This is a genomic window from Brevibacterium album DSM 18261 (genome assembly GCF_000426445.1).
Classification (GTDB): domain Bacteria; phylum Actinomycetota; class Actinomycetes; order Actinomycetales; family Brevibacteriaceae; genus Brevibacterium; species Brevibacterium album.
The window spans coordinates 295,970-308,402 of the sequence record NZ_AUFJ01000009.1 but is presented as its reverse complement, the minus strand read 5'-3'; the positions used below and the strand labels follow the sequence as shown (position 1 = coordinate 308,402).

At 71.5% G+C, this 12,433-nt stretch carries 10 protein-coding genes; all 10 read left to right on the top strand.

What is annotated here, in order from left to right:
* Positions 1 to 9 precede the first annotated feature (9 nt).
* The 10 genes from K318_RS23305 (at position 10) to K318_RS0101410 (ending at position 12,313) form a co-directional block, all read left to right on the top strand.
* Entirely contained in the window at positions 10 to 993 is a 984-nt protein-coding gene (locus tag K318_RS23305) for a LysR substrate-binding domain-containing protein (protein WP_211233252.1), read from the top strand.
* 130 nt (positions 994 to 1,123) lie between these two features.
* Positions 1,124 to 2,356 carry a trans-sulfuration enzyme family protein gene (locus K318_RS18565; RefSeq protein ID WP_035280147.1) on the top strand — a complete coding sequence of 411 codons (1,233 nt, stop codon included), beginning with the start codon at positions 1,124 to 1,126 and terminating at the stop codon, positions 2,354 to 2,356.
* 305 nt (positions 2,357 to 2,661) lie between these two features.
* Positions 2,662 to 4,287 carry an ABC transporter substrate-binding protein gene (locus tag K318_RS0101445; RefSeq protein WP_245579729.1) on the top strand — a complete coding sequence of 542 codons (1,626 nt, stop codon included), beginning with the start codon at positions 2,662 to 2,664 and terminating at the stop codon, positions 4,285 to 4,287.
* Entirely contained in the window at positions 4,284 to 5,243 is a 960-nt protein-coding gene (locus K318_RS0101440) for an ABC transporter permease (protein ID WP_211233250.1), read from the top strand. Before K318_RS0101445 ends, K318_RS0101440 begins: the two co-directional genes overlap by 4 nt.
* Entirely contained in the window at positions 5,243 to 6,175 is a 933-nt protein-coding gene (locus K318_RS0101435; protein WP_084499489.1) for an ABC transporter permease, read from the top strand. The genes K318_RS0101440 and K318_RS0101435 overlap by 1 nt, the downstream gene beginning before the upstream one ends.
* Positions 6,175 to 8,106 carry an ABC transporter ATP-binding protein gene (locus K318_RS25380; RefSeq protein WP_169721430.1) on the top strand — a complete coding sequence of 644 codons (1,932 nt, stop codon included), beginning with the start codon at positions 6,175 to 6,177 and terminating at the stop codon, positions 8,104 to 8,106. The genes K318_RS0101435 and K318_RS25380 overlap by 1 nt, the downstream gene beginning before the upstream one ends.
* Positions 8,090 to 9,298, top strand: coding sequence for a serine hydrolase domain-containing protein (locus K318_RS0101425; RefSeq protein ID WP_084499488.1), 1,209 nt, complete (start codon positions 8,090 to 8,092; stop codon positions 9,296 to 9,298). Before K318_RS25380 ends, K318_RS0101425 begins: the two co-directional genes overlap by 17 nt.
* A gap of 92 nt (positions 9,299 to 9,390) precedes the next feature.
* Entirely contained in the window at positions 9,391 to 10,266 is an 876-nt protein-coding gene (locus K318_RS0101420; protein WP_245579728.1) for a TetR/AcrR family transcriptional regulator, read from the top strand.
* Positions 10,267 to 10,418: 152 nt separating this feature from the next.
* Positions 10,419 to 11,309 carry a beta-keto acid cleavage family enzyme gene (locus K318_RS0101415; RefSeq protein WP_029088150.1) on the top strand — a complete coding sequence of 297 codons (891 nt, stop codon included), beginning with the start codon at positions 10,419 to 10,421 and terminating at the stop codon, positions 11,307 to 11,309.
* Positions 11,309 to 12,313: a 3-hydroxyacyl-CoA dehydrogenase NAD-binding domain-containing protein gene (locus tag K318_RS0101410; protein WP_029088149.1), complete on the top strand. Its 1,005-nt coding sequence runs from the start codon at positions 11,309 to 11,311 to the stop codon at positions 12,311 to 12,313. Before K318_RS0101415 ends, K318_RS0101410 begins: the two co-directional genes overlap by 1 nt.
* Positions 12,314 to 12,433 lie beyond the last annotated feature (120 nt).

Sequence of the window (12,433 nt, the reverse complement as noted above, 5' to 3'; positions counted from 1 at the left end):
ACTGCGGAGATGACCCTGCCTCCGAGTCCCGCCGGGCCGAACCGCGCAGAGCCGGACCAGAGCATCGGCTCCCTCCCGGTCCGCGATCTGCCGGACACCCGCGTCCTGCTCCTCCTCGTCCATCTCCTGCGCGCCGGCCGCGGCGGGACGCTGAGCTCGATCGGCGAGGCCGCGCGGGCGGCCGGACTCGCGCAGCCCCATGCCTCGCGCGCTCTGCGCACCTTCGAGGCGCAGACCGGCCTTCGTCTGCTCGTCCGCTCCCCGCGCGGCACCGCGCTCACGGAACAGGGGCGGGCGGTGGCCGCATGGGCCGAGCCGGTGGTGGACGGGCTCGACCGCCTCAGCGCCGGCATCGCCGCCCTGCGGCAGGAGAGCACGGCGCAGGTACGCGTGTGCGCGTCCCTCACGGTGGCGGAGTTCCTCCTGCCGGTGTGGCTCGAACGGTTCCGCGCCGCCCATCCCGAGGTGCGGATCCAGCTCGACGTCGCCAATTCCCACGACGTCGCCGAGGCGGTCCGCTCCAGCCGCGCGGACCTCGGGCTCATCGAGGCGCCGGGCGCTCCGGTGGGGCTGTCTTCCCAGGTGATCGGCGAGGACGAGCTCATCCTCGCGGTGGGTCCTGACCATCCGTGGGCGCACCGCACGGCGCCGGTCACGGGGGAGGAGCTCGCGGCCGCGCCCCTCCTCGTCCGCGAGCCCGGTTCCGGCACGCGCGATGCGGTGGAGGTCGCGCTCGCACCCTGGGGCGGGCCCGCCATCGCCGCCGAGCACGCCTCGAACGCGGCGATTCGGGTGGCCGCACGTGCGGGCATCGCACCGTGCGCGCTCTCACGGCTTGCACTGCACGAGGCGGTGCGGACGGGGGCGCTGGTCGAGGTCCCGCACGTGCCCGAGGTGCGCCTCGCCCGCAGGCTCCGCGCACTCTGGCCGTCCGGAAGCCGCCTGCGCGGGCCGGCCGCTGACCTGCTGCGGGTCATCCGCCGGCCGGTCTGATCTGAATCGCAGTGCCGCCTCGCGGATGGCATTCCCGGGCGGCTCCTCCCGTCCGCCCGGAACCGCGTCACGGCCGTGCACATTGCGGACAGGCGGGGGACGCGGCCCTCACGAGGTCTACCCTGATCCCATGTCGCACCCCGGAGACTCCGCCCAGCCCGCAGCCGCCGCGCACACAGCCGCCGCCCCCCTCCGCCCCGAGACCGTGGTCGTCGAGACTGCTCGACCGCCGCGCACGGATGACGCCCCTGTGAACCCGCCCATCATGGTCTCGTCCACCTATGTGGGCACGGGTGCGGTGGCGGACGGCGCCCGTGCCTACGGCCGCTACTCCAATCCCACCTGGGACCCCTTCGAGGAGGCGCTCGCCCGGCTCGAGGGCTGCGAGCTGCCCGGCCTGCTGTACGGCTCCGGGCTCGCCGCGATCGCCTCGGCGCTCGAGCTCACGGCCCCCGGCGGCACCGTCATCATGCCCGAGCACACCTACCAGGGCGCCCTCCTGGGGGCGCAGGAGACCGCGGAGAAGGGTCGCTTCGACCTCGTCACCGTGGACATCGCGGACACCGAGGCGGTCCTCGCCGCCGTCGCCCGCGCCGCCGAGGAGAAGGCGGGGCTGAGGCACACCGCCCGGCCCGGCGAGCACGCGGTCGTCCTGTGGGTCGAATCGCCCACCAACCCCATGCTCGAGGTCGCGGACCTTCCGGCGCTCGCCTCCGGTGCGCATGCCCACGGGGCCCTCGTCATCGCCGACAACACCTTCGCCACGCCCCTGCTCCAGCGCCCCCTCGAGGTGGGTGCGGACGTCGTGGTGCACTCGGTGACGAAGTACCTCGCGGGGCACTCCGATGTGGTGCTCGGCGCCGCTGTCGCGAAGGATTCCGGAGTGCGCGATGCGCTGCTGCACGACAGGTCGATCCGCGGCGGGATCGCCGGTCCCTTCGAGGCCTGGCTGGCTCTGCGCGGACTGCGGACCCTGGCCCTGCGGGTGGAGCGGGCCTGCGAGAGCGCGCAGGTGGTCGCCGAGCGTCTCGCCGACCACCCCGCCGTGCGTGCGATCCGCTATCCCGGGCTGTCCGCGGACATCGGGCACGAGAGGGCGAAGGCGCAGATGAGCGGGTTCGGCGCGATCATCTCGATCGACCTGGGCTCCGCCGAGGCCGCCGAGGCCGCAGTGGAGGCATGCCGGCTGTGGACGCCCGCGACCTCGCTGGGCGGGGTCGAGAGCCTCATCGAGCGCAGACGCCGCCACACCGCCGAGCCCCTCACCGTGCCCGAGGGCCTCATCCGGCTGAGCGTGGGGATCGAGCACGTCGAGGACCTGTGGGCTGACCTCGACCGCGCGCTCGGCGTCGCCGGGGCCTGAACGCAGGGGCCGCTCCACAGCGTATGCACTTTCTGCGGCGCTGAGCGCTGATCTCTGCAGGAAGTGCATACGCGCAGCCCGGAGCGCCGCTGCCCGCTCCGGTCCTTCCGCCGCGTATGCACTCCCTGCGGCTGTAGACGCTGAATCCTGCAGGAACTGCATACGTTCCGCCGCCCGCTCCGCGGCTGATGCCCGCACCCCCAGGTTTGCGATTTTCCTGTTTCACAGACAGGAGTGGTTGCGATAGTCGCAATCGCTCTCTAGGGTGAAGCGCAGACGCAACGATGCCGAAGGAGCGCACAGACATGAATCCACCGGAGAATCCGGGGCGATGCATGGCGGGCGAACGGCCACCACTGCCGGCCCCCGCCATGTGGACGGCCTCACGGCGCGCAGTGCTCGGCGGTGCTCTGGGCCTGGGCCTGGCGGCGCTGCTCTCGGCCTGCGGGGAGACGCCCGCGGCCTCGCCCCAGGTCGATGTGCAGGGCCCTCCCGTCGAGGGCGGGGCGCTGAGGGTCGGCTTCGTCGGCGGCGGCGCCTCGGACACGCTCGACGGCGCGGTCGCGACCAATCTGGGCGATATCGCGCGGGCGATCAACATGTACGACACGCTCATGCACTTCGACCACGACTACGTGCTCCGTCCCATGCTCGCGACCTCGGCCGTGCCCAATGACGACGCCACCGTCTGGACGGTCGAACTCCGCGATGACGCGAAGTTCTGCGACGGGCGGCCCGTCCGCCCCGAGGACGTGATCGCCAGCTACATGCGCATCATCGACCCCGAGGACCCCAAGTCCGGTGCGGCCTCGCTGTCCCACCTCGACGAGATCGCCAAGGTCGGTCCGCACACCCTCGAGTTCCGCCTCTCGGTGCCGGACGCGGCGCTCGACGGCAACTTCGGCGGCTACAGCAACATCATCGTCCCCGAGGACTTCGACCCGGCGAACCCCATCGGCTCGGGCCCCTTCATGCTCGAGAGCTTCACCGCCGCGCAGTCCACGGTCCTCGTGCGCAACCCCCACTACTGGGGCGATGAGGGGCCGTACCTCGACGAGGTCAGCCTCCTGAACTTCAACGACACCGATGCGCTCATCAACGCCCTCCTGTCCAACCAGGTGGATGCCATCGCGCAGATCCCGCCGGCGCTCGTCGAGGTGATCGGCGCCGATGAGCGCATCAACATCCTCGACTCCGTCACCGGCATGTACCTGCCCTTCACGATGCGGGTGGATCGCGCGCCCTTCGACGACGTCCGCGTCCGCCAGGCCTTCCGCCTGGCGGTCGACCGGCCCGGGATGGTCGAGCAGGTCCTCTCCGGCCGCGGGACGGTGGGCAACGACATGTTCGCCGTCTTCAGCGAGGGGTATCCGGACGAGCTGCCGCAGCGTGAGCAGGACCTCGAGGAGGCCCGCCGGCTGCTCGCCGAGGCCGGCCACCCCGACGGCATCGATGTCGAGCTCGTCACCGCGCCCATCCAGTCCGGTGTGGTCGAGGCCGCTCAGGTGTTCGCGGAGCAGGCCGCCGAGGCCGGCATCCGGATCACGATCAACCGCATGGACCTCACCGCCTACTGGACGGACTACCTCAGCTACGACTTCTCGCAGACCTTCTGGTACACGCGCGACTTCCTCGGCCAGTCCAATGCGGGCATGATGCCGGACGCGCCGTTCAACGAGACGCACTGGGACGACGAGGAGTACATCGAGCTCGTGGGCCGCATCCGCTCGGAGACGGACGAGGTGCGGCGCGGTGAGCTGATCGGGCAGGCCCAGCAGATCCTCTACGACCGGGGCGGGCTCATCATCTGGGGCTTCGCCAACCAGATCGACGCGTACCAGAGCTATGTGGGCGGACTGCAGGAGGACCGCAGCGGCATTCCGCTGTCCGGCTTCCAGCTGCACAGGGTGTGGATCGGAGACGTCGGATGATCGCCAAGCTCATCGCCAAGAGGCTCTCCATCAGCCTCCTCATCCTGCTGGCGATCTCGCTCATCGTCTTCTTCGCGACACTCCTGCTGCCGGGCGACCCGGCCCGGGCGATCCTGGGCCAGCAGGCCACGCCCGAGCGCATCGCCGCGATCAACGCGCAGATGCGCCTGGACGACCCCGCCTGGCAGCGCTACCTCGCCTGGCTGGGCGGTCTGTTCACGGGCGACCTCGGCACCTCGGTGGCCTCCGGCCAGCCCGTGTCCGAGGTGGTCGGCGACCGGCTCTCGGCGTCCGTCTTCCTCATGATCGCCGCAGCGGTCATCAGCGTCCCGGCGGGCATCCTGCTCGGCATCTGGTCGGCCCTGCGCCGCGGCCGCGCCGTCGACTCCGCGATCACCGGCATCGCCCTCGTGCTCGCCGCGCTCCCGGAGTTCGTCATCGGCATCGCCCTCGTGGCGCTGTTCGCGACCACCGTCTTCCGGCTCCTGCCCGCCGTGACGATGGCTCCGCCGGGCACGGACGTCTGGGACTTCCCCAGCCAGCTCATCCTGCCCACCGCGGTGCTCGTCCTCGTGGTCACCCCCTACATCGCCCGCATGATGCGCGCGACGATGCTCGAGGTGCTCGACTCCGGCTACGTCGAGATGGCCCGCCTCAAGGGCGTGCCGGAGCGGCGGGTCATCCTCCGCCACGCGCTGCCGCACGCGATCGGGCCGGTCGCCCAGGTCGCCGCGATCCAGCTGGCGTGGATGGCCGGAGGCGTGGTCGTCGTCGAGTTCCTGTTCCGCTTCCCGGGGCTCGGCCAGGCGCTCATCGACGCGGTCAACTACCGCGACGTCCAGGTGGTCCAGGCGATCACGATGCTCGTGGCGGTGATCTACGTGATCGTGAACCTGCTGGCGGACATCGTGGGCATCCTGGCCAATCCCAAGCTCCGCACCGGAGGTGAGAAGTGATGAGCACAAACGCAGACAGCACTCGCACGGATCCCGTGGTGGAGCCGGCCGTGGCGCAGGCCGCGGACCCGGAGCGCGCAGCGGGCACGGGGAGGCGGAACACCGTCGTCACCCGCTTCTGGGCGCAGCGCCAGTCGCGGCTGGGCGTGGCGCTCACCGCCCTCGTCGTGCTCGTGGCGTTCCTGGGCCCGCTCCTGCTGCCATGGGCCACGGGCTACACGCAGACGGAGTTCGCCGACCGCCCGTTCCAGGGCTCCGGCGTCTTCGGCACCGACGACCTCGGCCGCGATGTGCTCTCCCGGTTCCTCGCAGGCGGCGTCTCGCTGCTCCTCTACTCCGTCCTCGCGACGGCGCTCGGCATGTTCCTCGGCCTGCTCTTCGGCATGGTCTCCGCCTATGTGGGCGGGGCGCTCGACTCCGTCATCATGCGGGCCAACGACGTGCTGCTCGCGATCCCGCAGCTCGTGTTCGCCCTGCTCGCCATCACGGTGCTCGGCCCGCAGCCGTGGGTGCTCGTCACCGTCATCGCGATCACGCATGCGCCCCGCATCGCCCGCGTGGCGAGGTCGGCCGCGCTCGGCGTCATCAACGAGGACTACATCAGGGCCGCGGAGATGTATGCGATGCCGCGGGCGCGCATCCTCTTCCGCGAGATCCTGCCGAACATCACCGGTCCCCTCGCGGTGGAGGCCGGGCTGCGGCTCACGTACTCGATCGGCTCCATCGCCTCGCTGTCCTTCCTGGGCCTGGGCATGCAGCCGCCGGCCGCCGACTGGGGCCTCATGATCAACGAGAACCGCATCGCGCTGGCGGTCCAGCCGTGGGGCGTCATGCTCCCCGTGCTCGCCATCGCGATCCTCACGATCGGCACGAACCTCATCGCGGACGCGATCGCACGGGCGTCCGCCACAGCGAACATCGGAGACGCATGATGGCGCATCCCCACGCAGACACGACGGTCATGTCCGCGACCGGCGCCCCCATGGTCGCCGGCTCCATCTGGCACGCCCGCAGGGAGAGCGGCGGGAACATCCTCGAGATCGAGGACCTGCGCATCGGCTCGACCGCGGGGAGGGAGATCATCAAGGGCGTGAGCCTGAGCCTGCGGCCGGCGGAGATCCTCGCGCTCGTGGGCGAGTCCGGCTCCGGCAAGACCACGGTGGGCCTCACGGCGCTGGGCCACCTGCGCCGCGGACTCGCGCTCACCGGCGGCACCGTCACCCTGTGCCCGTCGAACAGCACGGAGCCCGCGGAGATGACGAGCCTGGACGACGCCTCCCTGCGCCGTCTGCGCGGCGCCCGCGTCTCCTACATCCCGCAGGATCCCGCGCTGTCGCTGAACCCCAGCATGCGCGTGGGCGAGCAGATCCGCGAGGTGCTCGACATCCACCGGTTCGGCACGAGCGCCGAGGAGCGCGCCGAGCGCGTGCGGAGCGTGCTGCGCGAGGTGGGCCTGCCGGACGACGACGCCTACCAGAGCCGCTGGCCGCACCAGCTCTCCGGCGGGCAGCAGCAGCGGATCGGGATCGCGATGGCCTTCGCGATGTACCCGGACGTCCTCGTGCTCGACGAGCCCACCACGGGCCTCGACGTCTCCACGCAGGCGCTCGTCCTCGAGACCATCCGCGAGATGACGGTGAAGAACAACGCCGCGGGCCTCTACATCACCCATGACCTCGCCGTCGTGGCCGAGATCGCCGACCGCGTGGCCGTCATGCTCTCCGGTGAGCTCGTCGAGGAGGGAGCCGCCGAGGAGGTCCTCCGCGCGCCGCGCCACACGTACACGAAGACGCTCATCGCCGCCGTCCCGGACCTCGCCGGCCGCAACCGGATCAGCGAGTTCGAGGCCCGGCGCCGCGCGGCCGCGGGTGAGGAGGAGCTGAGCACGGGCGGGTTCGGGATCGTCGAGGAAGGCGCCGAGGCCGAGACCGAGACCGGTGCCGAGGCCGGCAGCGCCGTCGCCGGCACCGATTCTGCCGGGAGCGTCGCCGCCGGTCCCGCCGCAGGCGCCTCGGGCACGGGCTCCGACTCGGGGGGCGCCACCACCGCTGCTGCAGGCGCCTCCGCCACCGCCGAGGCCGCGACGGGTGCCGCCGAGGGCGACGCTCCGGCCGAACCCGTCGTGCAGGTGCGCGGTCTCACGCTCGCCTACGGGCGCAAGACGGTGCTCGACGGCATCGACCTGGACCTGCGCGCCGGCGAGTGCACCATGCTGCTGGGAGAGTCGGGCTCCGGGAAGACGACGCTCTCGCGCTCGCTCGCGGGCATCCTCGACACCTGGACGGGCTCGGTGGCGTACCGCGGGGAGGAGCTCGCACCGTCCACCCGCAGGCGGACCGTGGACCAGCGGCGGGAGATCCAGTACATCTTCCAGTCGCCGTTCTCCTCGCTCAACCCGCGCCGCACGCTGGGGGAGTCGATCAGCGTGCCGCTCGAGATGTCGAGCGGGCTGAGCGCGGCCGAGCGCCGGGAGCGCGTGGACACAGCCCTCGACGCCGTCCGGCTGGGCCGGGCCTTCCGCGATCGCCGGCCCGGCGACCTCTCCGGCGGTGAGCGGCAGCGCGCGGCGATCGCCCGCGCGCTCGTGAACATGCCCACCGTGCTCATCTGCGACGAGATCACCTCGGCCCTCGACGTCTCGGTGCAGGCCAGCATCATCGACCTGCTCTCGCGTCTGCGGGAGGAGCGCGGGCTGACGATGCTGTTCGTCACCCACAACATCGCGCTCGCCCGCCACGTGTCCGCGCGGGTGGCCGTGCTCAACCAGGGCCGCATCGTCGACGAGGGCCCCACGGACGCGGTCCTCACCTCTCCCACGCACGCCTACACGAAGGAGCTGCTCGCGAATGTCCCCACGCTCTGATGCCCCCGCCGCCGAGGCGCCTCTCGTCCCCCGGGAGGCGTCCGCCCGAGTGCCCGTGACAGCGGCATTCGCAGACGGCTTCCCCGCCGCGGAGAGGCTCGCGGAGGTCTTCGCCTCCCACGCCGAGGCGGGAGCCGGCGGCATGTCCTTCGCGGTGCACCGCGCCGGCGGCGAGCCGCTCGTGCGCCTGCACGGCGGAGTCACGGAGCGGGGCGGGGAGCAGCCGTGGGGCGCGGACACGCTCGCGGTCCTGTTCTCCGGGACGAAGGGGCTGACCGCGACCGTCGCAGCACTGCTGACCGACCGCGGCCTGCTCGATCCCGAGGCCCCCGTCGCCCGGTACTGGCCCGAGTTCGCAGCCGGCGGCAAGGAGGACGTGCGCGTGCACCACCTCCTCTCGCACACGGTGGGGCTGCCGTACGTCGATCCGGACCCGTCCTCGGCGGAGGAGCGCGTCGACAACCGCCTCATGGCCGCCCGGCTGGCCGCACAGGCGCCGCTGTGGGAGCCCGGCACCCGGGTCGCCTACCACGCGCTCACCTACGGGTACCTCATGAGCGAGCTGATCCTGCGCGTCTCCGGGACCACCGTGGGCACCCTGCTGCGCACGGAGCTGGCAGAGCCGCTGGGCCTCGACCTCCACCTCGGGCTGCCCGAGGCGGAGGAGGCCCGCGTCGCCCCGATCTTCCGCGCCGAGGGCTACCGCATCTCGACCTTCCTCAAGGACGATCCCGAGCGGCGGGCCATCGTGGACCGCATGTACGGCTCGAGTCTCACGGGCGGTGACATGCCCTTCAACACGCGGACCTACCACGCGGCGGAGATGTCGGCGGGCGGGGCGCTCGGCACGGCGGAGTCGATGTCGCGCCTGTACTCGCTGCTCATCGCCGGCGATCATCCCGTGGTGTCCGCGGAGACCCTCGCACTCTTCACCCGCACATGGTCCGAGGGGAAGGACGCGATCAACGACCGGCCCGTGCGGTTCGGCCTCGGCTACGAACTCGACGACCCCATCGGCACCTACGGTCCCGTGCGCCCCGCCTTCGGCCACACGGGAGCGGGCGGAGGTCTGCACGGGGCATGGCCGGAGCGGGGACTCGCGTTCTCGTTCCTCACCAGCGAGATGCAGAGCGAGGACGTCGACCGCAGGGTCAAGGACCTCCTGGCCGTCCTCGCGGAGGCGGACGGCTGACGGGCATTCCGCAGCAGCGGGGAGGAGAGGCGGTGATCACAGTGGACGATGCGGCATTGTCCGGTTCGCAAGCGCTGACTAGCATTCAGTCCGTGGCCACAGAATCGCAATCATCGGCTGCCGCGCTCGGTCTCAGGAACCGGGTGAAGGCGTGCATCTCGGAGTCCGGCGCACCGCAGCGCGAGTTCTCCCGGCGGGTGGATCTCGACGAGACCAAGCTGTCGAAGTCGCTGCGCGGCGTGCGCCGGTTCAAACCCGATGAGCTCGTGCGGATCGCGACGGTCGCCGGTGTGACGGTGAACTGGCTGCTCACCGGCTCCGACTCCTCGGCGGGCACCACCGCGGTGCCGCTGCCCTCCAGCCTGCCCCGCCGCGTCCGGGACACCCCCGATCACGTGCAGAAGCGGCGCGAGATCATCGAGGCCGCCTGGCGGCTGTTCGCCGACCGCGGCCTGCACCGGACGCGGATCGCGGACATCGCGCGGGCCTGCGGGGTGAGCAGCTCCGCCGTGCACTACCACTTCCAGGACAAACAGGAGCTGTTCGAGGAGTGCCTGCGGTTCTCCGTCAAGCTCGCCTTCGACTGCCAGGTGGCGACGCTGCACCTGGCGGCCGGTCCCCTGGAGCGGCTCAGGCATCTCATGGCCCTGCAGCTGCCGGACGACGAGGGCCTGCGGGCGGACTGGTCGATCTGGCTCCAGAGCTGGAACTCGGTGGCGGTCGAGGGCGGTTCGCGGGAGAACCACACACAGGCCTACCGCCGCTGGTACCGGACCGTCTACGACGTGATCGCCGAGGGGCAGGACTCGGGGATCTTCGCCGATGCCCCCACGGAGGACCTCGCCACACAGCTCACGAGCCTGTTCGACGGGCTGGGCATCAAGGTGCTCGTGGGCACCGTGACGCCTGAGCGCATGCGCGCGCAGGTGGACAGCTTCATCGACCGCGTCCTGCTCGCGCACACCTGAGGGGCCGCCCAGCTCACCGGCGCGGCAGCGCAGACCCGCACACACTCGCACTCCTGACCCCAGCACTCCCGACCCGGACACCGCATCCGTCCACCCCCGACCCAGACACCGCACTTCGGAGCCCAGCGCTCCCGACCCGAAAGGGGCACCCCATGGGCCGCAAGGTCATCCTCACCGCCGCGCTCACCGGAGCCGGCGACACCACCGGCAAGAGCGAGCACGTGCCGGTCACCCCGGAGCAGATCGCGAACGATGCGATCGCCGCCGCCCGGGCCGGCGCCTCGGTCGTCCACATCCACGTCCGCGATGTGGTGACCGGGCGCCCCTCACGCGATACGGACCTCTACCGGGAGACGGTGGAGCTCATCGCCGCGAGCGATGTGGACCCCGTCATCAACCTCACGGCCGGCATGGGCGGCGATCTCGTGATCGATCCCTCCGAGCCCACGCGGCAGCTGCCCGGCACGGACCTCGTGAGCGGTCTCGACCGCCTCCCGCACGTCGAGGAGCTGCGCCCGGAGATCTGCACGATCGACTGCGGCAGCCTCAACTTCGGCGAGGGCAGCTCGATCTACGTGAGCACCCCTGACATGATGCGCGAGGGCGCGGCCCGCATCCGCGAGCTGGGAGTGAAGCCGGAGCTCGAGATCTTCGACACCGGCAACCTGTGGTTCGCGAACATCCTCGTCGAGGAGGGGCTCGTGGACCCGCCGCCGCTGTACCAGCTGTGCATGGGCATCCCCTACGGCGCACCGGCGGACGCGGGCCTCCTCACCGCCGAGGTGAACATGCTGCCCGAAGGCGCGCAGTGGACGTCCTTCGCGATCGGCCGCAACCAGTTCAAATGGGCCGCGCTCTCCGTCACGATGGGCGGGCACGTCCGCGTGGGACTCGAGGACAACCTCTACCTCAGCAAGGGGGTCATGGCCACCAACGCACAGCTGGTGGAGAAGGCGGTCGACCTCATCGACGGCCTCGGGGAGTCCGTGGCGACCCCGGACGAGGCCCGCGAGATCCTCGGGCTCGGGAAGGCGGGACGCTGATGGGAGACCTCGAACCGCGCACTGCTCCTCCTGCGCTGGAGTCGATGACGACGGTGGCCTGCGTGGGCATCGGCACCATCGGCGGCGGCTGGGCGGCGTACTTCCTGGCCCGCGGCTTCCGGGTGCGAGCATGGGATCCCTCGCCCGCGGCAGAGGCCCGCGTCCACGCGCTCATCGACGCCGCCTGGCCGGCCCTCACGGAGCTGGGACTGGCCGAGGGCGCCGATCCGCGGAACATCTCCGTGCACACCGACCTCGCCGAGGCCCTCGAGGGAGCGCAGTTCGTCCAGGAGTCCGCGCCCGAGGTGCTCGAGATGAAGCGCGGACTGCTCCGGGACATCGACGCCGCGGCCGCGCCGGGCGTCGTCATCGCCTCCTCCACCTCGGGCTATTCGATGACGGAGATGGCCGTCGAGGCGGCGACTCCGGAACGCCTCGTGGTGGGCCACCCCTTCAACCCGCCGTACCTCATCCCGCTCGTCGAGGTCGTGGGCGGTGAGCAGACGGCGCCGGAGGCCGTGGAATGGGCCTCGCGCTGGTACGAGTTCATCGGCAAGTCCGTCATCACGATGGACCGCGAGGTGCCCGGCTTCATCGCCAACCGCCTGCAGGAGGCCCTGTGGCGCGAGGCGCTGCACATGGTCGCGAACGGCGAGGCGACGGTCGAGCAGATCGACCGCTCGATCACGGACGGTCCCGGTCTCCGCTGGCCCATGCACGGCCCCATGCTCACGTTCCACCTGGCGGGAGGTCCCGGCGGCATGGCGCACATGCTCGACCACTTCGGCCCGTCGCTGCTCTCGCCGTGGACCCGTCTGGACGCCCCGGAGCTCACGCGCGAGCTGCGCGATGCCGTCGTGGCCGGCTGCGACGAGGAGGCCGGCGTCCGCACGGTCCCGCACCTCGTGGCGGAGCGGGACCGGGCGATCATCGCCGTCCGCAGGGTCATCGACGGCTTCCGCGCGGCAGGCTACGGCTCCGGGGCCTCACTGCCGGAGGACTGAGCGGCCGAGCTCGGACCGTCCGGCGCTGTGGTCTGCCGTGCGAACGCGAGAAGCGCCTTTTCCTGTTCGCACGGCAGACGACTCTCACGCGCACGTGCTGGACCACGCATGCGAGGGCGG

Coding starts and splice junctions, on each gene's coding strand:
- K318_RS23305 (WP_211233252.1), top strand. CDS start 10: ATGACCCTGCCTCCGAGTCCCGCCGGGCCGAACCGCGCAGAGCCGGAC.
- K318_RS18565 (WP_035280147.1), top strand. CDS start 1,124: ATGTCGCACCCCGGAGACTCCGCCCAGCCCGCAGCCGCCGCGCACACA.
- K318_RS0101445 (WP_245579729.1), top strand. CDS start 2,662: ATGAATCCACCGGAGAATCCGGGGCGATGCATGGCGGGCGAACGGCCA.
- K318_RS0101440 (WP_211233250.1), top strand. CDS start 4,284: ATGATCGCCAAGCTCATCGCCAAGAGGCTCTCCATCAGCCTCCTCATC.
- K318_RS0101435 (WP_084499489.1), top strand. CDS start 5,243: ATGAGCACAAACGCAGACAGCACTCGCACGGATCCCGTGGTGGAGCCG.
- K318_RS25380 (WP_169721430.1), top strand. CDS start 6,175: ATGGCGCATCCCCACGCAGACACGACGGTCATGTCCGCGACCGGCGCC.
- K318_RS0101425 (WP_084499488.1), top strand. CDS start 8,090: ATGTCCCCACGCTCTGATGCCCCCGCCGCCGAGGCGCCTCTCGTCCCC.
- K318_RS0101415 (WP_029088150.1), top strand. CDS start 10,419: ATGGGCCGCAAGGTCATCCTCACCGCCGCGCTCACCGGAGCCGGCGAC.
- K318_RS0101410 (WP_029088149.1), top strand. CDS start 11,309: ATGGGAGACCTCGAACCGCGCACTGCTCCTCCTGCGCTGGAGTCGATG.